The sequence below is a fragment of the Paenibacillus sp. GQ49 genome (assembly GCF_059759055.1).
Map to the genome: position 1 here is coordinate 1 of NZ_JCAXEL010000037.1, position 20,793 is coordinate 20,793.

The 20,793-nt window shown below is 44.3% G+C and carries 24 protein-coding genes; 9 read left to right on the plus strand and 15 right to left on the minus strand.

The genetic code is table 11. The features are described from left to right. Nucleotides 1-556: 556 nt before the first annotated feature. The 4 genes from rocF to AC6CIF_RS31580 form a co-directional block, all read right to left on the minus strand. The gene (rocF, locus tag AC6CIF_RS31565) at nt 557-1,519 is read right to left on the minus strand and encodes an arginase (protein ID WP_498202720.1); all 963 of its coding nucleotides are present in this window, start codon (nt 1,517-1,519) and stop codon (nt 557-559) included. After that, entirely contained in the window at nt 1,509-2,729 is a 1,221-nt protein-coding gene (locus tag AC6CIF_RS31570) for an ornithine--oxo-acid transaminase (protein WP_498202721.1), read from the minus strand. Before AC6CIF_RS31570 ends, rocF begins: the two co-directional genes overlap by 11 nt. Before the next feature lie 141 nt (nt 2,730-2,870). After that, nucleotides 2,871-3,527, minus strand: a complete 657-nt coding sequence (locus AC6CIF_RS31575; RefSeq protein WP_498202722.1) for an amino acid ABC transporter permease — start codon at nt 3,525-3,527, stop codon at nt 2,871-2,873. A gap of 23 nt (nt 3,528-3,550) precedes the next feature. Further along, the gene (locus AC6CIF_RS31580; protein WP_498202723.1) at nt 3,551-4,372 is read right to left on the minus strand and encodes a transporter substrate-binding domain-containing protein; all 822 of its coding nucleotides are present in this window, start codon (nt 4,370-4,372) and stop codon (nt 3,551-3,553) included. Nucleotides 4,373-4,694: 322 nt separating this feature from the next. On the opposite strand from AC6CIF_RS31580, the gene AC6CIF_RS31585 reads away from it, so the two are divergent. Continuing rightward, a complete protein-coding gene (locus tag AC6CIF_RS31585) occupies nt 4,695-5,339 on the plus strand; it encodes a GntR family transcriptional regulator (protein ID WP_498202724.1) in 645 nt (214 codons plus the stop codon). 58 nt (nt 5,340-5,397) lie between these two features. On the opposite strand, the gene AC6CIF_RS31590 is transcribed toward AC6CIF_RS31585, so the two are convergent. Then, nucleotides 5,398-6,132 carry a class I SAM-dependent methyltransferase gene (locus tag AC6CIF_RS31590; protein ID WP_498202725.1) on the minus strand — a complete coding sequence of 245 codons (735 nt, stop codon included), beginning with the start codon at nt 6,130-6,132 and terminating at the stop codon, nt 5,398-5,400. A 164-nt stretch (nt 6,133-6,296) separates the two neighbouring features. Here AC6CIF_RS31590 and AC6CIF_RS31595 point away from each other — a divergent pair, with 164 nt between their 5' ends. Beyond that, nucleotides 6,297-6,635, plus strand: coding sequence for a hypothetical protein (locus tag AC6CIF_RS31595; RefSeq protein ID WP_498202726.1), 339 nt, complete (start codon nt 6,297-6,299; stop codon nt 6,633-6,635). A 245-nt stretch (nt 6,636-6,880) separates the two neighbouring features. Here the strand turns inward: AC6CIF_RS31595 and AC6CIF_RS31600 are convergent, their stop codons facing one another. The 4 genes from AC6CIF_RS31600 to AC6CIF_RS31615 form a co-directional block, all read right to left on the minus strand. Beyond that, the gene (locus AC6CIF_RS31600; protein ID WP_017691121.1) at nt 6,881-7,108 is read right to left on the minus strand and encodes a cold-shock protein; all 228 of its coding nucleotides are present in this window, start codon (nt 7,106-7,108) and stop codon (nt 6,881-6,883) included. A gap of 188 nt (nt 7,109-7,296) precedes the next feature. Next, the gene (locus tag AC6CIF_RS31605; RefSeq protein ID WP_024633772.1) at nt 7,297-7,497 is read right to left on the minus strand and encodes a cold-shock protein; all 201 of its coding nucleotides are present in this window, start codon (nt 7,495-7,497) and stop codon (nt 7,297-7,299) included. Between the two features lie 395 nt (nt 7,498-7,892). Continuing rightward, entirely contained in the window at nt 7,893-8,129 is a 237-nt protein-coding gene (locus AC6CIF_RS31610) for a DUF6953 family protein (RefSeq protein ID WP_036607962.1), read from the minus strand. A 141-nt stretch (nt 8,130-8,270) separates the two neighbouring features. Continuing rightward, nucleotides 8,271-9,059, minus strand: coding sequence for a CPBP family intramembrane glutamic endopeptidase (locus AC6CIF_RS31615; protein WP_498202727.1), 789 nt, complete (start codon nt 9,057-9,059; stop codon nt 8,271-8,273). A 305-nt stretch (nt 9,060-9,364) separates the two neighbouring features. Here AC6CIF_RS31615 and AC6CIF_RS31620 point away from each other — a divergent pair, with 305 nt between their 5' ends. Next, a complete protein-coding gene (locus AC6CIF_RS31620; protein WP_498202728.1) occupies nt 9,365-10,036 on the plus strand; it encodes a phosphatase PAP2 family protein in 672 nt (223 codons plus the stop codon). A gap of 134 nt (nt 10,037-10,170) precedes the next feature. Here AC6CIF_RS31620 and AC6CIF_RS31625 read toward each other — a convergent pair whose 3' ends face one another. Beyond that, on the minus strand, nt 10,171-10,950 hold the full coding sequence (locus AC6CIF_RS31625; protein WP_036607966.1) for a helix-turn-helix transcriptional regulator: 780 nt from the start codon (nt 10,948-10,950) through the stop codon (nt 10,171-10,173). Between the two features lie 112 nt (nt 10,951-11,062). On the opposite strand from AC6CIF_RS31625, the gene pyk reads away from it, so the two are divergent. Further along, nucleotides 11,063-12,478 (plus strand): pyruvate kinase, encoded by a 1,416-nt coding sequence (pyk, locus tag AC6CIF_RS31630; protein WP_036607968.1) that lies wholly within the window; start codon nt 11,063-11,065, stop codon nt 12,476-12,478. Between the two features lie 139 nt (nt 12,479-12,617). Here the strand turns inward: pyk and AC6CIF_RS31635 are convergent, their stop codons facing one another. Together AC6CIF_RS31635 and AC6CIF_RS31640 are read right to left on the minus strand one after the other, a co-directional pair. Then, nucleotides 12,618-14,147: a methyl-accepting chemotaxis protein gene (locus tag AC6CIF_RS31635; protein ID WP_498202729.1), complete on the minus strand. Its 1,530-nt coding sequence runs from the start codon at nt 14,145-14,147 to the stop codon at nt 12,618-12,620. Between the two features lie 176 nt (nt 14,148-14,323). Then, entirely contained in the window at nt 14,324-14,773 is a 450-nt protein-coding gene (locus AC6CIF_RS31640; RefSeq protein ID WP_498202730.1) for an SRPBCC family protein, read from the minus strand. A 257-nt stretch (nt 14,774-15,030) separates the two neighbouring features. Here AC6CIF_RS31640 and AC6CIF_RS31645 point away from each other — a divergent pair, with 257 nt between their 5' ends. Both AC6CIF_RS31645 and AC6CIF_RS31650 read left to right on the plus strand, forming a co-directional pair. Beyond that, the gene (locus AC6CIF_RS31645; protein WP_498202731.1) at nt 15,031-15,768 is read left to right on the plus strand and encodes a WecB/TagA/CpsF family glycosyltransferase; all 738 of its coding nucleotides are present in this window, start codon (nt 15,031-15,033) and stop codon (nt 15,766-15,768) included. Between the two features lie 27 nt (nt 15,769-15,795). Next, complete coding sequence (locus AC6CIF_RS31650; protein WP_498202732.1) at nt 15,796-16,635, plus strand: DUF6597 domain-containing transcriptional factor; 840 nt, start codon at nt 15,796-15,798, stop codon at nt 16,633-16,635. Between the two features lie 16 nt (nt 16,636-16,651). Here the strand turns inward: AC6CIF_RS31650 and AC6CIF_RS31655 are convergent, their stop codons facing one another. Next, nucleotides 16,652-17,185: an MOSC domain-containing protein gene (locus AC6CIF_RS31655; RefSeq protein WP_036671934.1), complete on the minus strand. Its 534-nt coding sequence runs from the start codon at nt 17,183-17,185 to the stop codon at nt 16,652-16,654. Between the two features lie 256 nt (nt 17,186-17,441). Between AC6CIF_RS31655 and AC6CIF_RS31660 the strand changes: the two genes are divergently transcribed. From AC6CIF_RS31660 to AC6CIF_RS31670, 3 genes are all read left to right on the plus strand, one after another. Then, entirely contained in the window at nt 17,442-17,807 is a 366-nt protein-coding gene (locus AC6CIF_RS31660; protein WP_498202733.1) for a DUF1304 domain-containing protein, read from the plus strand. Between the two features lie 76 nt (nt 17,808-17,883). Further along, a complete protein-coding gene (locus tag AC6CIF_RS31665; RefSeq protein WP_498202734.1) occupies nt 17,884-18,723 on the plus strand; it encodes a DUF4261 domain-containing protein in 840 nt (279 codons plus the stop codon). A 261-nt stretch (nt 18,724-18,984) separates the two neighbouring features. Continuing rightward, nucleotides 18,985-19,344, plus strand: coding sequence for a hypothetical protein (locus tag AC6CIF_RS31670; RefSeq protein ID WP_036607981.1), 360 nt, complete (start codon nt 18,985-18,987; stop codon nt 19,342-19,344). Nucleotides 19,345-19,493: 149 nt separating this feature from the next. Here the strand turns inward: AC6CIF_RS31670 and AC6CIF_RS31675 are convergent, their stop codons facing one another. Together AC6CIF_RS31675 and AC6CIF_RS31680 are read right to left on the minus strand one after the other, a co-directional pair. Continuing rightward, nucleotides 19,494-20,000 carry a GNAT family N-acetyltransferase gene (locus AC6CIF_RS31675; RefSeq protein ID WP_498202735.1) on the minus strand — a complete coding sequence of 169 codons (507 nt, stop codon included), beginning with the start codon at nt 19,998-20,000 and terminating at the stop codon, nt 19,494-19,496. Beyond that, nucleotides 19,997-20,524, minus strand: a complete 528-nt coding sequence (locus AC6CIF_RS31680) for a hypothetical protein (protein WP_498202736.1) — start codon at nt 20,522-20,524, stop codon at nt 19,997-19,999. The genes AC6CIF_RS31675 and AC6CIF_RS31680 overlap by 4 nt, the downstream gene beginning before the upstream one ends. Nucleotides 20,525-20,793 lie beyond the last annotated feature (269 nt).

The window sequence follows — 20,793 nt, forward strand, 5'->3', positions numbered from 1 at the left end:
CGCTCCAGCCGATTCAAGCCAAGGCTTGTCTCCAACTTTCGCATTCATTCTGCAAGCAGAATGTTCACTCACTCGTTGTTCAGTTTTCAAAGATCAAACTTGTTTCGTTACTGAATGTTGTTCTCTTCAGCAACTCTTATATAATATCATGTCCGAACCAACTTTGCAAGTTATTTTTTAAGTTTCTTTCGAAGCTCATTTCATTCGCTTGCCGCACCGTGTAAACTGTGTTTTCTTGGCCGGACTTAGAATATATCATGTACAGATTTCAATTGCAAGTATTTTTTCAAAAATGATAATCAACCCACACCATCAGCACAATATGTAATCTAACGCTCCCCTGTACTATAGAAATAACTCTCAGCGTCCTCATTACGGCGCTTCTAATATACTTATCCATTAAACATAACCAGGGAAGCCACTTCCACTGCGATTGCAGTGAACAATTGATTGTGACTAACCCCGGTTTTCAGAGATCATATTTTTCTTTCCTTCTATAATAAATAAAGTACACTCCTCAGGCACAGCTTACACACTCCACTTCACTTTTCATTGCTTACAATATACGCTTACCAAGTAACGAAGCAATCAGTTCCACACCAAGTCGTGCCGTGTGTCTATTGTGATCCAACAACGGATTCACCTCAACCAGTTCCATGGACGTAACTTGATTCGTGGAAGCAAGTAGCTCTAATGCGTAATGTGCCTCCCGGTAATTCAAACCACCCGGTACAGGTGTGCCTACCCCCGGAGCTTCACGCGGATCCAGACAGTCCATGTCAAAGCTAACGTGGATACCATCCGTTCCTTCTCCAGCTATAGCTATCGCTTGCTCAATAACTTGCTGTATACCCATCCTGTCAATATCATGCATCGTAAATGCTTGGATGCCCAGTCCCTTAATCTGCTCCTTCTCATACTCATCCAGATCACGCAGACCAATATAGACCAAGTTGGATGGATCTATAAATGCGCCTGCTCCAGCAATGTGAGACAGGTTATATGCAGTATGTCCTAAGGATGCAGCCACACTCATCCCATGCATGTTGCCGGACAAGCTTCGTTCTTCCGTGTTCAAGTCTGCGTGCGCATCAAACCAGATCACCCCCAGATTAGAATAATGCGCAGTTAATCCGGCGAAAGTACCTATCGCTACACTATGATCACCTCCAAGCACAAGCGGAAAGACCCCCTCCTCTACCGCAACAGATACTTCATTAAACACACTCTCGCTGACCTGCCGTACTTCGTTTAAATATTTCACCCGATTTCGCTCAGTAGGGGCAGCAGGTTCAGAAGGACAATCTACCCGCACTTCTTTGGAGAGCACTAGCCCAAGACTCGCAATCTCCCGCTTCAGTCCAGCTGTAATCAATTCATCCGGCCCCAACTCCGCTCCACCTCTCGCTCCACCGAGTCCAAAAGGAACCTTAATGATAGCAATACGCCGTACAGATGTTTGACTTGTATCAATAGAAGTCTTAATTATTCCACCATGGATATCATCTTCATTTTTCATGTAGGTCAGCTCCCTCATTGTTGATCAATACCTGCTCAATTCTCTCCAGTGCCCAGTCAATCTCGGACTCTTTAATCGTCAGTGGTGGGGCAAATCGAATGGTTGTCTCATGGGTTTCTTTACACAGCAGTCCAGTAGACATCAAACGCTCACAATGAGGACGGGCTGGCTCATGCAATTCAACACCTATAAATAAGCCTTTCCCCCGAATATCCCGTATGGCTGAACTGCGAATATCTCGAAGTCTTTTCATAAAATAGTTCCCCAAACGTTCCGATCGCTCGGCAAGCTTCTCATCCTCAAGAACTTCCAGCGCTGCTATAGCCACGGCGCATGCGAGTGGGTTACCTCCAAACGTAGAACCATGAGACCCCGGCTCAAACAAATCAAGTATCTCCGCATCAGCAGCGATAGCCGAGATGGGCATGACTCCTCCCCCCAGCGCTTTGCCCATAACCCAGATGTCTGGTTCAACCCCTTCCCAGTCGGAGGCAAAACGGCGACCTGTTCTTCCAAATCCGGTCTGGATCTCATCAGATACAGTCAACACCTGTTGGCTCTTACACAGAGCAAAAGCTTCTGCCAAATATCCAGCAGGCGGGATAACGATTCCAGCTTCGCCCTGAATAGGCTCTACAAGAAAACCAGCCGTATTTGGTGTAATGGCCTGCTTCAGCGCTTCAATATCTCCATAGGGAATAATCCGGAATCCAGGTGTGAACGGTCCAAAATCTTTTTTATACTCCGCCGAAGAAGAAAAAGACGTAACCGTCAGAGTTCTTCCATGAAAGTTACCAGAGCATACGATAATCTCGGCTTGATTTTCCGGTACACCTTTGCAACGATAAGCCCATCTACGTACCGCCTTCACCGCTGTCTCCACCGCTTCCGCTCCTGTATTCATGGCGAGAATCTTCGATTTCCCCGTGAATTGTGAGAGTTTCTGATAAAAAAGAGAAGCGGAGCTGCTGTGGAATGCCCGTGATGTCAGCGTAACCTGATCTGCCTGATCCTTGAGCGCCTGTATGATCACAGGATGTCTATGACCATGATTCAATGCAGAGTATGCACTTAACATATCCATATAACGGCGGCCTTCAGGGTCTTCCACCCATACCCCTTCCGCCTGTTCAATAACAATAGGGAGTGGATGATAATTAGGTGCAGCATAACGCTCCGACCAATCAATTAACATTTTGGAATCTGACATACACACCCAACACCTTTCCAAAATATTGTATACAAAATACAATAACAATGTATGCGATGCCATCGCCATTTACGACTACATCTCTCTTTTTCCACTCCAGCCTAATTCAAGCCTTTCTCGAATCCAATCCTTCATCAATAGTTAGCGAGAAGTAGACAGTCTACGTTCCAACCAAGAGAGTAAATTAGCCAGTGTAAATGTGATGATAAAGTAGAGGCCGGCGGCAACAAGCAGCGGAGCAAGCGGCTGGAACGTAACACCCTGAATCGTTCTGGCCGTGTATATAATCTCGGCTATGCCGATCATGGAGACAAGCGAAGAATCTTTAATGATAATAATGAATTCATTGCCGATAGCTGGAAGCATGTTAAGAAAAGCCTGAGGCAGCATAATATAGCGAAGTGTCATAACATGCGTCATACCAAGGGAGCGCGAAGCCTCGGTCTGTCCTTTATCAATCGCTTGAATCCCGGCCCTGAACACCTCCGCCATATAAGCCGAGCTATTCATCGTCAGAGCCACCACCCCCGACATAAATGCCGGCAAGTTCACACCTACAACCGTCAGACCATAATGAATAATAAGAATCTGTACCAGCATCGGTGTTCCTCGAATGAGTTCAATATACGCCGATGCCACAAATTTAATTGGCCATATTCGGGATAATCGCATTAATGCCATGATCACACCAAGTAACGTACCAAACAATACACCGAAGAAGGAAAGTTCAAGCGTAACCCACGCACTTCGTGCATAGTCCTGCCAATGTTCTAATAGAAAGGAAAAATCTAAATTCACGGCATATCCCTCACTCGTCCGGTTTATTCGCCGAGCATCTCATTCGCTTCAACGACGAACCGTTCAATATCTCCGTTCGTTTTGAGCTTTTCCAATGTAGTGTTGATCTGATCCAGCAGCTTCTGATTACCTTTCTTCACCGCGATGGCCGAACCACCCTCGTCTTCAGACTGTTTAATCTCCACACCTGCAACAACAAGCCCCTCTTGGTTCTTCACATACTGTTCAGCCACCGGCTTCTCCAGGATGAGTGCGTCTACACGCCCTGTCTGCAACTCCAGAATCAGTTCAGGTATTTTGGCCAGAGAAGTGAGCTTTGCTCCCTCTATTTCCTGAGCAATCCCTTCCTGAATGGAACTCTTTTGCACACCAACCTGCTTGCCTGATAGATCATCTATGGACTTTAATTCCGTACCTTCCCCTCCTCTAACAAGTACAGCCTGCTCTGCATAATAGTAGATATCCGTAAAATCAACATTCTTCTTTCGTTCTTCGGTAGGGGTTAAGCCTGATATTACAAAATCGACCTTATCTGTACCCAGGGCCATAAGAAGGCCATCAAAGTCCATGTCCTCAATCTTCAGCTCGGCTCCCAGATCAGCCGCAATTGCTTTCGCAATCTCGATGTCAAAACCTACAATGGTATCTTTACCATCGATTTTCTTATGAAATTCATAGGGTGCATAGTCCGCACTGGTTCCAAGTACAATTACTTCCTTTTCCGCAGAGCTATTGCCCGAAGACGAAGTAGCGTCTGGTCCGGCCCCTGTCGTTTTTTCCTGCCCACATGCGGACATGAATACAACCACTAACAACAGCATCATTGGCAACAGCACTTTTTTCACACATCATACCCCTATTCTTTTTTTGAATGAGAAACATCATGATTTGTATACAATATACTTAAGACAATATATGGACTTATATGTAAGTTATACTAACAAACAATCCGGTTTATCACAATGATTATTTAAACATTTATACGCTTTAATTCCATAAAATATGCTATATATAACACAGCATTTACATCGGTTGAAACATGAAGTTTGCTTGCCCAACTTCCCCCTCGGTGTTAAGATGATAAAAACTTGAAACTCCTGAACGGCGCGTACAGTACGACCTCACACCCATCTATTTATTCACTATACATAGAAAGGAGGATTCGGTATGGAGGTACCCAAATACCGGTCCTTGAAAGATCACGTATACGATTACATTGCCCAGAAGATTCAGGACGGGACGTTACTTCCCAACCAGAAGATCAACGAGGCCGAAATATGCAAAAAGCTGGACATCAGTCGCACACCTACCCGGGAGGCGCTTTTTCAGTTGGCTTCGGACAATCTGCTGCAATACATCCCACGCAGGGGATTTATTGTCACTCCTTTTGATGCAGGCAAAAAACTGGAGTTCTCCCAAGCAATCGGTGTACTGGAGGCACTTGCTGCCACACTTGCAGCAGACCATCTCAGACCATCTGAACTTATGGAGATGGAAACTCTGGTAGTCCGAATGGACGAAGATATCAGTCAACTTGATCTTGCTGGCTACAACAAGAACCAATATCAGTTCCATAATCTGTACATTCAGCGATGTGGTAACGCCACAGTCATTGAGATGTTAAACACATTGAAGAACAGTTTCATCCGGCAGTCGTATGTTAGTGATAATAAACCAAAGCTATCTGAGGTACTGCTCGAAGTTAATGAAGAGCACCGGCAAATTTTAAGTGCTTTTCGAGCCAAAGATAAGAACCAACTGGAAGCCCTGCTCAAACACCACTGGCGGATTATCGACAACGATATGCTGTAGTACGTACTGTCAGAACAAAACAAAGGCAACCCACACGATTGTGTGAGTTGTCTTTTTCCTATTTTTCGTTTTTGACCTCCAACGGTGCCCTAGCCGCAAAAACAGCATATCCCAACTTTTTGCCGTATTTCGCGAGCAAACGATCATTGGTAAGACTCATACGCTGCATACGTTCATCCTCAAACCAATTCATATCGATCTCGCGATGTGGATCATGATCAACGCCCCATTTTCCCATGGATCGCGAATGTTCTTTGACCTCTACCTTGGTGAAACCACACTGCTTGAGGCGTTTTCTCCATGCTGTGGCCGTTACCAGGGTTCGTATACCGTAAAATTGCTTTAACCTGCGACACATCAATTCGGTCTTCTGGCCTGATAGAACCATCTCCCGATCCACTAAAAGTCCTCCGGGCTTCAACACTCTTCTATACTCAGTAAGTGCACTCCGCCATGGGGTGAAGATCGTGACCGACTCCACAAATACCACATCAAAATGATTTTCCGGAAAAGGTAACGATGTTACATCCGCCTGAACAAATCGAACATCCACCCGTTCTCGTCTCGCTCGCCGAACTGCCTTATCCAGCATATTGCGATGAAGATCAATCGCCGTTACCCGATATCCACTTTTAGCCAGGTAACACGCAGTCCTCCCAGTGCCGCACCCTATCTCAAGAATATGATTACTCACAGGCAGAGATAAGCCATCCAGCAACTTCAATGTTGCCAAAAATCCTCCAGGATGGGCACTTCCCTCCCCTAACCGAGCCAGCATGTCATGATAATCCACGCGACATCCCCTCCTCACTTCTCCCAGTGTATGGAGCAGACTCAAAAACGGCTCCTCCCCATTCGTTTTTCCGGGTACTCGTCCATACCAATTGCTCTTCATTTTACTATGATATACAAACCGTTGAATTCAAGCGGCAACCGCATCTAATGAGGAGGATTTGCATGTACAGAATTAATCGGGTATGTGAAGAAACGGTTTCTCCGCACGTTGGACGTTCCGTTTGTCTCGTTATGAACGACGGTAAGCATATGTATGGTACGCTTAGTCAATGTCGTGATGGCAAAATTTATTTGAACGGGTGTTTCGAGGGACCACGGCTGTGTTCAGTCAAATCCAAACAGCAGCTGGTAAAAAGCAGCAAGAAAAATGCTGTTGCAACAAAGAAAGTTAATTCTTCGGCCTACGGTCCATATGGATACGGTCGGGGTTACGGCTATGGAGCAGGGATCGAACTGGCTCTGGTAGCAACACTTTTCCTGCTGCCATTCCTATTCATCTAAATTCCAATCTGATCGTGGTAAAATTGTAGTCATAACAAAGACCCTTTTTGCTTATAGCGAAAAGGGTCTTTATCTTTTTCATATGATTCACATCGATCACACTATATTTTCTGTTAAAAAATGATACAAAAAAAGGCATTCGCCAAAACGAATGCCGGGAACTTCATATTTAATACCCTTACCTTCGCACAGGGTGTCTATTTAATCTTAAAAAAAAACACCTCGTTAGAGGCGGGTAAGCTATGTTAAATCCGATTTCCTTTAGGCATCGTTTTCAGATTACTATTCGAATTCTCAAGCAATGGTAGCATCCTAGTCGTGCTGACCATCTCAGAAGCACATATCGGACAAGTAGGTACGTTATCAAACGCAAAATTGTCCCGCATCCATCCTTTGCACGTATCACTCGTACATTCCCAGATTGCCGCATCAGCTTGTGGAATCTCTTCCAACGGTTTTTTGCGATTATACATGACTTCTACCCCCTTTGTTATGGAAAAACATCTAACCGACGTTATTTCACAGAAGCCTACACTTAGCGGAAGTTTCACGTCCCACCGGGCTCCTGCCTCGACAACTAATGGGCCGACTATTATATAACTGATCAAAAAAAAGAAGCTGCCTTTACCATTATAACATGTTAAAGGCAGCTATGCTTTAATTACAGTTTTACAACTTCTTCTGCTTGAGGACCACGGTTTCCTTGTACAATTTTAAATTGCACGCGTTGACCTTCGTCCAGCGTTTTGAAGCCTTCGCCTGTAATAGCGCTGAAGTGTACGAATACATCTTCTCCGCCTTCAACTTCGATGAAACCGAAGCCTTTATCAGCGTTGAACCATTTTACTGTTCCGTTTTGCATGTGAATTACACCTCCAAATAAAGATTAACATGTTCCTTTGTTCTTTGCAGCAAGCAAATAAAAATTCACACATTGAAAAAGGTACCAGTCATAAACCTATAAGTGATCGCCCTTTACAATATATGAATTAGGTTTTCCACTCTCTACAACTTGTTTTTATTATAACTCCATTTGAGCCAAAAAGCAAATCTTTGTATTTTCTTTTCAAACAGCTTTGGAAATACATGTTATTAACACGCGTGGGGCCAGGGTTTATCACGCTTATGTGCCTGGTCGCTTGTGTACGGTCTTATGAAAGGATATGCAGATCTAATCCATCTTATACATTTTTTATATAATATTCTGACATGCATATCCAACACAACCAATGAATCATCTTACTCCAGTATAACACACTATGTCCATGCCCACATAAATGCATCCCGATCCCAGGCGATCTGCCCACGATGAAGCTTTCGGAAAGCCTTCTTCACTTCTTTGGACAATGATGTATTGCCGTTCTCGTTCACAAAAACAAACTCTTCACCAAAATGGGTCTTCACATATTCTATGGCAGCTTCCTGATGAAGTGTTCCTGTGAATTTAATCTCCTGTACCATCCATTCTGCTACACCTTGTGCTGTCTTCTCCACTATATCACCTACTGTCTAAACCTAATGTACGGATAGGCAGACCTCGTATCATGAACATATCTGTCTTCCCGCCAGACTGAAGTATACCATGATCCAACTGCTGACGGGAAACTGTATGATAACTACTTTTAAGCAATACCCTTAATGAACAACCGTATTCGCTTGCTCACTCCCTTTGGATGGAAGGGACGAATGTGTTCGAGTGCTCCACACTAACCATGCACAGTAAGTAATCAGTACTGCCAGTATAAACAAATCGTAAGGAAGTGTCCCTGTGTCCTCCAGATCATTCCCTAGAAATTGAATCAGATTATGTATGAAATGAAACAATATAAGCGGTACGATATTTCCGTTCTTCAGCATCAATAATGCAAGTACAGCTCCCAAGAGCAGCGCATAGATCAATTGCATGATCGTATCCGCTATATCCTGACCAGACAATGCGTTCAGCAGATGTGTAATCGAAAACAAGATGCTGGAGGTCACAACTGCGGCCACTGCACTTTTTTGAAGCAATGTTTTGAAAATAAGTCCACGATAGATCGTTTCCTCTACAAAAGCTACGAGCAAGGTAAAAAAGATGAAAAAAGCTACCCGTGACAAGCTCAGCTCCCCAAACCCTTTCAGGGCAAGTGTACCCAGTACAAGGAGTAGTGGAATATAATACTTTGCGTGGCCAGCCGGAATACTTCGCAAAGATCGGAAGCCAGTCTCTCCCCACTTGCGTCTTAACGTCAGATAGATCATCAGAACCATTGCGATGGGTGTAAAGGAAATGAGTACAGGGGAAGTGTAGTCCAGTTGTTTTATCGTTGCAATGGCCCCTGCAGCAAATACGGCTAACAGGAGAAGCAGCTCAATAATCACAACGGTGAGCACAGGTTTGCGCTCGGAAAAGGAATGTTTTGGCTTGGATTGCGGATTAATCATACATTCACCTACCTCGTTTCATTTATGTATTCCGTTGTCATAAGAACTTATATGCCAATATAGTTGTATCACATCATCCGTCTATTGAATATTCCTATTATGGATAAAACTATAAAAGTAACAAAAAAGAGACTTATCCTGACTTCTTTTCCCCTAAAATCAGGTATGGCTTATACCTTTATCTGTCCATTATAGTATTACAAGAGTTCAAAGCTGCAGGGGTGTCGCGACTCTTCAGCGTCATATATCTATGAAGTACCCATTAACGATAGTTTCACAATGCATAATGAAATCAGGGGGATACTATGAAAGCATTCTTTCAGCGCTGGGGGCATTTACTGGCTATTCTGTGCATACCGCTCCAAGGCTCCATTTACGTATTTCTAGGCAGCAACACCGGAAGTGATGTATTCTACAATTATGCTTGGATTGACACACAGATTCCTTTTCTCAAAGAATTTATTTATCCGTACATTAGCTGGATGCCTATTCTGTATCTTGGATTTCTCTATTTGGGTCTGACGAACAAGTCGCTATTCTGGCGTACGTTGATTACCTATAATGTTGGTGTCATGGCTGCCAATGTCTGTTTTGCGGTGTTCCCTACCCATGTCCCGCGCCCGGAGATCGGCGGAACTGATCTGAGCAGCGTGTTAGTACAGTTTATCTATACCAATGATGCGCCATTCAACTGTTTCCCAAGTGTTCACGTTCTGACCAGCTACTTGCTGTTTATTGTGATCAACAGACACTTGAACTTTAAGCCTTTGGCACGGATTTCTTGGTCGGTATGGCTGTGGTTGATTATTGCTTCAACGGTGTTTGTTAAACAGCATTCCTTGCTGGACATCGCTGGAGGCATTTTGTTTGCTGAGGCCGCGTATTGGACTGTACATGTCTTTGCTCTTCGTCTTGGGCAGGCACGAAAAAAAGGCAAGCAGCCATTCACAGCTTCTAACCCAAGCAGTCATGTATAACGACATTTGTATATGTAACAGGCGGGATGATGATCCTGCTATACAGCAAAAGAGGGCATAGGCCCTCTTTTTTTGTACTCATTTAATTAAACCTACTTATATAGAAGAACTTTATTTGGGTTGGACTACGCGTTTCATGCTATAGGTGGCCGTTCATGAAGAAGGTCAGACGGTGGACTTCCGGTTATACGTTTGAATATGCGGTAAAAATATGACAGATCCCGGTAGCCGAGAAATTCGGCAATTTCCTGGATGGAGAGTTGTGACTCAGTGAGCAGATATATGGCTCGTTTCATCCGTTGATCATGGACATATTGACTGATGGTCTGATTTGTCATGCTTTTGAACAATGCAGCAGCATAATTGGGAGTTTTATTAATCTCGTCCCCGAGTTCTTCCTTCGTCACTTTCTCCCGATAATGCCGCTCAATATATCGCTTCATCCGTTCAACATGATTATGCCTCTCCGGCGGGATAACTCCACGATCAAGCTCCCTGTTCATATAAATCAACACTTCCATCAATAAGGCTTGGCTCATCATGACATAATAAGACGGACGCTCCTGCCATTGTTGATAAATAGCGCTCATGCGTTGATGGATCAGCTCATAACATCCAGGTTTATGCCGCAAAGCCTCATACCGTTCCAGTGCAGGCAGAGTTTCCGTATGGTCGCGTTGCAGTTGAATTACAATCTGTGTGTGCGTTACTGTAGGAATACTCTTGCCGTAATATGGGGTACCACCTGGAATGAGGAGCAATTCACCCTTTTCCATGATCTGTTTATCACCGTTCACCCAATATACACATTTTCCATAAGTAACCAAGCTAAGCCGCCAAGTTTCTTGAGATTGCACAGCTTCTTCGTACCAACCGACACCATTAATATGTCGTACTTCAAGTGGAGTGACCATAACACACCTCATTATCGGACTATACTCTAATCATTGTACTATAGTTCATACCCTGATTCGACAGAAAACGCTACAATACACATATAAGCTTAAATATGAGGAGGAAATTAGCATGTTAAAAACAAAAATTATTTGTACCATGGGACCTGCTTGTGACTCAATCGAATTGTTAAAAGTAATGATTCAGGAAGGTATGACCGTTGCCCGTCTGAACATGGCTCATGGCGAACTGGAAGATCACGTTACACGGATTAACAATATCCGCAAAGCAGCTTCCGAACTGAATACCTATATACCGATCATGATGGACATCAAAGGGCCGGAAGTACGTATCGGTAAACTGAAAGAAGCATCCTGCCATCTGCAAGCTGGTAAAGAGCTGATCCTGACTACCGAAGAAATTCTCGGTGACGCTGAGCGTATCTCGGTAAACTATCCAGAACTGAACCTCGTTGTGAAACCTGGCGATCGTATCCTCATCGATGATGGCCTTGTGGATCTGACTGTACTGTCTGTGGAAGGATCCGATATCCATTGTAAAATCATCAGTGGCGGCATTCTGAAACCACGCAAAGGGGTTAACTTGCCAGGAATCAAAACGACATTGCCAGGTGTAACCGAGCGTGACGTTATGCACATCGGATTTGGGATCGAAAACGATATCGAAATTATCGCAGCATCCTTTGTTCGTAAAGGCGATGACATCCGTGAAATCCGCAGCATTCTGAAAGAACGCGGTGTAGACCACGTACAGATCATCTCCAAAATCGAAAACCAGGAAGGTATGACGAACCTGGACGATATTATTGAAGCATCTGACGGCATCATGGTAGCTCGTGGAGATCTCGGGGTTGAAGTGCCGATCGAAGACGTACCTATGATGCAAAAAGAAATGATCGATAAATGTAACCGCGCTGGTAAACCGGTTATCGTAGCTACACACATGCTGGAGTCCATGCAAGTGAACCCACGCCCTACTCGTTCCGAAGTTAGTGACGTGGCAAACGCTGTACTTCAAGGTGCTGACGTTGTGATGTTGTCCGGTGAATCAGCTGCGGGTAAATATCCGGTACAATCCGTGCGCACGATGGCTGCTGTTGCTCGCCGTGCTGAAACAATGATCGATTACAAAGAGCAATTCGCACAAAAATCGGCTCAACAGATCGCTGATATTACTGAAGTTATCAGTCAGGGCGCTGTAAGTTCTTCCCTCGTACTGAATGCAAAAGCAATCATCACTTCGACTGAGAGTGGATTCACAGCACGCATGATCTCCAAATATCGTCCAAAAGCGCCAATCATCGCAGTTACACAACATGAAGAAGTATTGGCGAAAATCTGCCTGCTCTCCGGTGTTATTCCGGTTATGGGCGACAAAGTAACGACAACGGATGAAATGTTCGAATCGGCTACGCGTAACGCAATCAAAACAGGTTATATCGAAAAAGGTGACATCATTGTATTGTCCGCTGGTGTTCCAATCGGTCAATCCGGTAATACAAACCTGATCAAAGTTCAACAAGTTTAATTCAAGCTAAAACTGAAGCTACACATCTTAGCTATATATAGAAAATACAAAAAAACCACCGGGAGCAGCAATGCCTCCCGGTGGTTTTTGTTGATGATGTGTGCCAATGATTCTGATGTTACAACAGACGGCTTTGAGATTATAGATTCCGCGAGTAATCAACCAGATCCTGTGACATGGTGTTAATCTCATCCATTGAAGCATTCACCTGCTGTGTCAGGGCAGCTTGATTTTGCGTTAACGTGGACATATTACCGATGTGCTCAAGAATCTGATCAATCAGTGTTTTCATTTTCTGCATGCTATCTTCGATATTTACTGTGGCCTCCGAACTGTGATCAGCCAGTTTCCGCACTTCACCTGCAACGACGCCAAATCCCAGTCCCAGCTCTCCCGCTCGTGCAGCTTCAATGGCTGCATTCAACCCGAGCAGATTGGTCTGACTCGCAATCTCTCGAATAAACACAGTGATATTCTTCGTATCATCTGCACTGCTTTTCACTTGAATGGCTGCATCGGCAGATAATTCCTGCGCAGTCACCAGATCCTGTGCCTGATCGGTAATCGAGTTGATTCCACGTACCATCTCGCCAATGGACTCCGACAGTTGTTTTGTTTTCAGATTCATGGCTTCCACGATCTGTTCCTTATTCTTCTCATGGGTAACATCTCGAATGGTTCCAGCTACACGGAGTGGTACTCCATCCTGATCCCTAATGGTCTCCCCACCCGCGTGATACCACCGATACTCCCCGTCTTTGCGTTGCAGACGATAATCCAGATCGTACGGTGTACGACCACTGTAATCGTTCATATGTCTGGCAAATTCGTTGATCGTCCGATCATGGTCTTCCGGATGAAGTCGGCTGCTCCAGCTGCTGAACACATTCGGGAAATCCTGCTCGTCTTTAAACCCTAATTCTTTACGGAACTGGGGTGACCACCAAAATTCATTGTTCGGATTAACTACATCTCCAGCCACAACGGTCATATCCCACGGAGCCTCCACCAAGGCGCGGTTAACCAGATCATATCGGGTGACGAGTGCTTCCAGCTCATCAGACTTGCTCTTCTCCTCATGAATATCAAACATGATGCCCAGGAGTTTGACTGGAACTCCAGCCTGATTTCGGATGACTTGTCCAAGGCATCGGAACCAGCGAATTTCTCCACTTTTTGTAATCATACGGCTGATGACGTTATAGGCAGTTGTTGCTTTTGTGTCATTCACATGTTTCATAATCTCCTGCACCAGGTGAGGTCTGTCATCCGGATAGATCGATTTGGCCCAGCTTGCAAATGAATTGGGATAATCCTTGGCATTATGGAAGCCTAACATTTGGCGGAATTCATTCGAAAATGAGACGATATTATTGTTATCCAGTGGATCACCAGCAACAATTTCCGATTCCCATAATCCCACATTCATCGCCTGATTCAGCATTCTAAGGCGCATTTCCACGTCTTCGTTTTGAGCTTTCATCATATGTACTGCTTTTTTAATATTACTAGCTATTTCATCGGTATCCTGGAACTCAATTCCATCTTCGATCCATGCGTCATAGTTGCCCTTTTCTGCGTTTGCTACCAGTTTACGACTATACTCCAATAACTTCTGATGCGCATCTGTACGAAGGTGTTTGGTCGATTCAGTACGTTTACGAAACATGCTCATTTCTCCTCTTAGTTCATATGATATATATTTCGACATTATCAGACATTAAATGTAGAGCAATGGTCTTAATTTTGTATAAAAACAAGAACCAGCGCTGAATCAGCACTGGCTCTTATATTAAATGCCTCTATTTTTATGAAAATAAATCTTAAATGACTGCCTCTTACCAGCTACCAGCCAAAATTCAGTGTTTTCCCCGTCTCCACCCAAGTCTTGATGCTGCTTAGAATCATCCACCAACTGCTCTGTGCATTCGCAATGGAAGGATGGTTATCTGTAAACTGATCATTGATCAGCGTCAGCTTCGTACACTCACCTACCGTTTCCAATTGGAAGACCACTCTGGATTGAAGCTCGGCATGATTCGCATGGTACGACGGTCCGGGATGCTCCTGATAACTAAGTCTGGACAGCGGTACAAATTCCAATATATCTCCATACACATGGACAGTCTCCGCACCATCATTGCCCGGCCCTACATAAGCAAACGGCTGGCCTGGTTGGAAATTGGTGCGAAGTTCGCTGCCGAAAAAGCTGTTCCGTGTGCCGTCTGGTGATATTAGAGCATTCCACACCTCTTCCAGTCCTGCATTGATATAGAATTCATATTTCAGTTCCATGGACTCACTCCCTTTATGTATTGGATAAGCGATCTGCCAACCTCGCACTCCTATCCTATCGTTATACCCCAAAGCCCGTATTGTAAAAACGCGACAACAGGTAAAATATAAGCTCTTTATATTTTCGGGAATGTTATACCATGGTCCAAACGGATTGAGTCCATATAGTGCTTTCTCAGAAGATCAGATATACTAAATTGGAATGAAATAACAGGTCTGTTCAAGGTAATGCGACTAATTAAGAAAGGAAATGAGATATGAGCCAATCAACGAATATTATGGGCATCCCTTTCCCCAATGTCACGATGGATCAAACGGTTGCGACCCTTGATAAAGTCATAGATCAGGAAAGTACTGAACTATTCCATGTCATCACAGGCAATCCCGAGATTGTTATGTCCTGTCAAAAGAATGCCTCTCTTCGCAAAGTCGTTGATCAAGCCGGGTTGGTCACGGCTGACGGTGCTGGCATTGTGATGGTATCCCGTTTCCGCGGCGGTCAATTGACTGAACGGGTAACCGGTTGTGATCTGCTGTTTCGTTTATTAGAGGAAGGCGATCAAAAACACTGGTCATTCTACATGCTGGGAGCAGAGGAAAGCGTAAGTGAACAGGCCGTGAAAGTTATTGCCCAACGTTATCCGGGAGTTGTTGTAAAAGGTAGACACCATGGTTACTTCCAGGCAGATGAGGAACAACAGATTGTGGAAGAGATTTGTACTGCTCAACCAGACTTTCTTATCGTGGCTCTTGGCGCCCCCCATGCGGAACACTGGATTAACAAGTATCGTCACCAGTTGAACGCTCGTGTAGCCATAGGTGTTGGAGGCAGTCTCGATATCGTAGCTGGCAAAACCAAACGTGCCCCTGCGATATGGCAGAAGCTTAACCTGGAATGGCTCTATCGCCTCCTCAGTCAACCTTCGAGATGGCGCAGGCAACTCATTTTACCCCGTTTTGCTGTGCGGGCATTGTTGTTCAGAGAACCTAAATAATGTGAGATGAGCAGGAGGGGTGTCCAGATGAAACAGGTAGAACAAGGAGACAGACCAAGCATGGGCCTGTTGAATCTGAATGAAGGTGACCATAAATATCAACTGACACGCCATGCTCCTTCCGAAGTACTTCGGCCTTTTGTTAAACATTACTGGATCGTATCGTGGGACCTGACTGGACTTGAACCGTATCCCCAGCATGTCGTGCCTAACCCTTGTGTCAATCTGATTGTGGAACGGAATAATACGTTTTTCTTCGGACCATCGGGACGTAAATTCTCCTATCTTGTGAGCGGGAAAGGTCGTGTGTTTGGCGTGAAGTTCAACCCAGGAGGGTTTTATCCCTTCCTCCGCGCTCCTGTCTCTTCATTGTACGGACAGCCGATGGATGTCTCCAGTATTCTGGACGTCACAGCGAAATCCTTGGAAGACCGGCTTCTTGGGGCGGGGGATGATGCGGATAAAACCAGTTACATCGACCAACTATTATGTGCACACCTTCCTGCTGAAGATGTTCAAGCGAGAATGGTTTACGATATTGTACAACAGATTGAACAGAACCGGGAGATGCTGAGAGTGGATGATCTGTCTTCCTATTGGAATATGCATACCCGAAAGCTTCAACGCCTGTTCAATCAGTATGTGGGCATCGGACCCAAAACCGTAATCAAGTTGTATCGTCTGCAAAATGCTGCAGAATGGATGGACCACGGTCTTCACTGTGACCTGATTAAGCTATCTCAGGATCTTGGATATCATGATCAATCCCATTTCATCCGAGATTTCAAGTCCATTATTGGCAGTACACCAGAGGAGTACTTACACTCTAGACATCGGAATGGTGAGCGCCGAGGGCTGATCAATTAGAAACCTGTCCTGAAAATCAGGACAGGCGAATGACTTCTATGGTATCTCCCGTATGGATTACACCCTCCCGTTCAACCGAGCATACAATCCCACGTTTTTTGCGAGCCGCAGGCACGAATTTTTTACGCAAACCGTCCTGTTCGTAGAATTGTTCAATCATTTTCCCCGGATGTACACAGGGAAGGTTCTCCCCTTCGCATATTAACCCTGTCCCGTTCGGAAATAGGAGCCGCGTTCCAGCAGGCAGTTCCGTCAATCGATCAATACCACGGACCAGTATATTGGCACCAAGCCACTCTGGACGCACTTCAGGAATGTTCATTTTCTCAGCAATAAGAGCACATTCTTCCTCGGACACAATACTGATCTGGCGGCGATTCGCAATCGGTGTGCCACGCTTGTAGATTTTCTGACGCGAGTCCGCCGGACGAAGCAGACCATAATGCCGGTCACCCGGAATTCCTGCAAGCTCAATGTCGATAAAAGGTACAACTCGGGTCACAAATGTGGATGGATCATCAGCCAACATGACGAATTGAACTGTTCCCATAATAATCTCCTCCTTTCCTGAGCAATATTACTTCTCTATTGTTCATTATTACCCAATGAATGGATTGTCGACAATCGGCGTATGCTTACCTTTGTAACCATTTTTTAGTTTCAACATCATAACTCAACTAGAAAATGATAAAAATTTTAAATAATACACAATTAAATTGTTGCAAATTAAATTTACTCTTTCCGTTCTTGTTGCAAACATTTATACTAGGATGGACAAGTAAATAAATTACATATCAGAAAGCAAGGTGTTTCTATTGATTAGTATCATTTTTGTAGCTCTTGTAGCTGTCGAACACTTCTATATCATGGTGATGGAGATGTTTATGTGGACTCGTCCACGCACAATGAAAACCTTTAATCTCACGCCGGAATTCGCCAAATCCACCAAATCCCTCGCGGCCAATCAAGGTCTTTACAATGGATTTCTTGCGGCAGGTCTGATCTGGGGACTCGTATATCCGGATGCTGCCGTTGGACAGCATATTCAGATTTTCTTCCTGGCGTGTGTGATTATTGCGGCTCTTTATGGAGGAGCAACTTCTTCACGGTCGATCATTATTAAACAAGGTTTGCCTGCGATCATTGCGTTGTTGCTCGTTCTGTTCCTGTAATTTCTGTCGAATGGTGCATTGCCTCGATTCATGTTAACTCCTTTATGGTAAGGTAGTGAATAGATAGCAGTGTACAATGACCAGAATCGTTCTGGAATTGGAAGGAGAACATGTCATGGGATTGTTTGACAAGCTTCGGCGGCGCAAAAAGGAGAAAGTACCTGCAGGTGGTGCTGTCGAATCGACGAATTACAGTGAAACCATCGTGGGTTTTGTCCTGCTGGAGCGTGACGATTGTGATTTTGACCTCTTCATCAGGAACATGAAGAACGAATGGGATATCGAGATTGAAGAACGCCCGGAGGAGGGCAATCTCTTTTTCGAAGTGAATGGAATGCAGGTAGTATGTGCCCACATTGCCGCGCCTGTGCCTGACCGTGAAGTTGAGGAGAATGCCAAGTTAAACATCCTTTGGCGAGAAGCGGAGCAAGTTACCTCACGGCACCAGTCTCAGATTATTGTCTCTGTTCTGAACGCAACAAATGCTATTGATGGACATGTTCTGTTCACTCAAACAGCAAGTGCCTTGTTACAGTTGGATCACGCGCTGGCCATATACATGGCCCCACTTGTTGTTGAAGCCAGTCAATATGTCGAAACCAGCCGTGGGATCAAACATGATGAGTTGCCCGTCTCGCTCTGGATTTTCATCGGATTATTCCAAAATGCCGAAGGCGCTTCAGCTTACACTTACGGACTACGTAACTTTGGTAAAGAAGAGATGGAGATTATGCAATCGTCGGAGTCCTTAAGCGATGTATTTGAGATGATGTTCATGACCACAACGTATGTGGTTGAAAACGACGTCTCACTGCATGATGGGGAAACACTTGGTTTCTCGGCAGAACAAAGGCTGAGCATTTCCCTTTCCAAAGGTGTAGCAACGGAAGGTAACAGTTTGAAGATTGGCTTCTAACTTACGTAGTTATCTTAACTTTATCGTGTCACAGTTGTAGAAGCCGTCTGGAGTTCAACCTCTGGGCGGCTTTTAGCTATTTAACCTTTCTTCCAATGAAGATATGATAACAATCCCTGAATTTAACTTCCCTAGGAATAAGTAGTCCATAAGAACCACTATATTGTGAATTCAGTTTTCATTCTCGCTATAAAAAGGTATAATTAATAGGCTTATAGTCTCATATATTACATATTATTTTATTATCGAGGAGTTGCCTACATGTCTGTTAGACGTTTGGATTCAACTAAACCTATTATTGAAATTATCTGGGAAGGTATTGTTTCTCCTGAACATGTCGAACAAACGAATACAGAAATCCAGAGAATAGCTGAACAATTGGGAAATTCGTTTGATGTGTTAGTAGATATGCGGAACATGAAGGCTTTCCCTCAGGATACCAAAGAAAAAATTGTGGAACACCAGAAATTACTGACACAGTGGGGTATGAAGCGAGCCAGTGTAGCCGTAGGTGGTGCAATCGCCAAAATGCAATTGAATCGGATCTCCAAAGAATCGGCGCACCAGACTGAATTCCAATGGGAAACGTATGATGAGGCTTTGGCATTTTTGTTAAAATAAAATTGAAGTGATACGGACTAAGTATAGTAAGAGAGATACCGATGCTGTACATGGCACACAGAATGAGGCGTTCCCCATGAGGAAGCGCCTTTTCTTTTGCAGTTCCACTTGGCTTACTCAGTTTTGCCAGTGATCCGAACGCTCATCATTTAAGATTCAAGTTTACTTACACGCACCATCGTTACTGATGTACCATTTAGGGACTCCTCCACGAATCCTAACCGCTTATATAAGCGAATCGCTTGGTTATCCGGGTCAACACTGAGCGAGACTGCTTCAATTCCCCGCCGTTCAACCTCATCTAATGCGGTCTGAAGCAGTAAGGTACCTACTCCTTTTCCACGTGCATCTTCTGTTACAGCCATCCCCATCTCTGGCGTAGCTGCATTCACATAACCGTATCCCGCATTCTGATCCGCATAGAATCGTAATGTTATTGAACCTAGTCTCTTGCCCTGCTGGTCTACCGCAACATACCCGAAATCCCCTTCTCTTCCCCAGCCTTCAACGTATTTGGATAGCTCAGGCGTATGTATACTTTCGAGTTGGAGAGGTTCATCACCTTCTCGTGTATGCAGGGATGCGTATAACATCTCCCACAGAAAGGGGATATCCTGTTCCTCAATCGAACGCACATGATAGTTGGTCTTGTTCATGTTTGCTCCTCCTTCAGCTTTTCAAAAAGGCGGTCCATCTCATTCAGATTAAACTCATTGGTAATCTCGTAGTCCTCAAATTTGTCTCTCTTTTTTGCCTCGCTGTAGATTGAGATGGACTTTTCATTATAAAACGTCAGTCCAAATCCATCGGTAAAGCGACCTTCTTTATTAATAGTAAGTCGCCACTCATAGTAGTGCGGATTCCTTTCGGAAACGTCGAATTCCCCTACTCTTTTAAGATCAACATCCTTTAATAGCTTCAGCATGTCTCTAATCTCTTTGGGATCTGTAATCGTTATTTCATCATCTTCATTATACGGTTCATTGTTGAAAATTTTCCTAATCGTCAGTCGATCCAATGTATCCAGCATCGTCATATGATCGGTAACCTCTGCTCGAAACGTCGTATGTTTGCTGGGGATATACTTAGTATATTGACCAGAGGTATACATACGCACTGCAATAGCTAAAAAAACAATAATCATGGCGATACCCATAATCATCTTGATTCGTTTAGTCATCCCAATCCCCTCTCTATACCTACACAAAACATATAAATTGGTAATTATTGATATATTCCAGTATAACATCTCACTTCTTCTGTTCCAATGTCATTTCTTATCTCTGGTCCCTCAATTACGATGACGTTTTGGGCTACACTAAAAATTAAAGATTTAAATGAACAAGCCGCGTTCTCCCATAGGGTGAGCGCGGCTTGTTTGTTACTTTGTTATATTGTTTTATTAGCTATTCAGAACGAGGTAAGACGATAACCCTTATCCCGAGCATG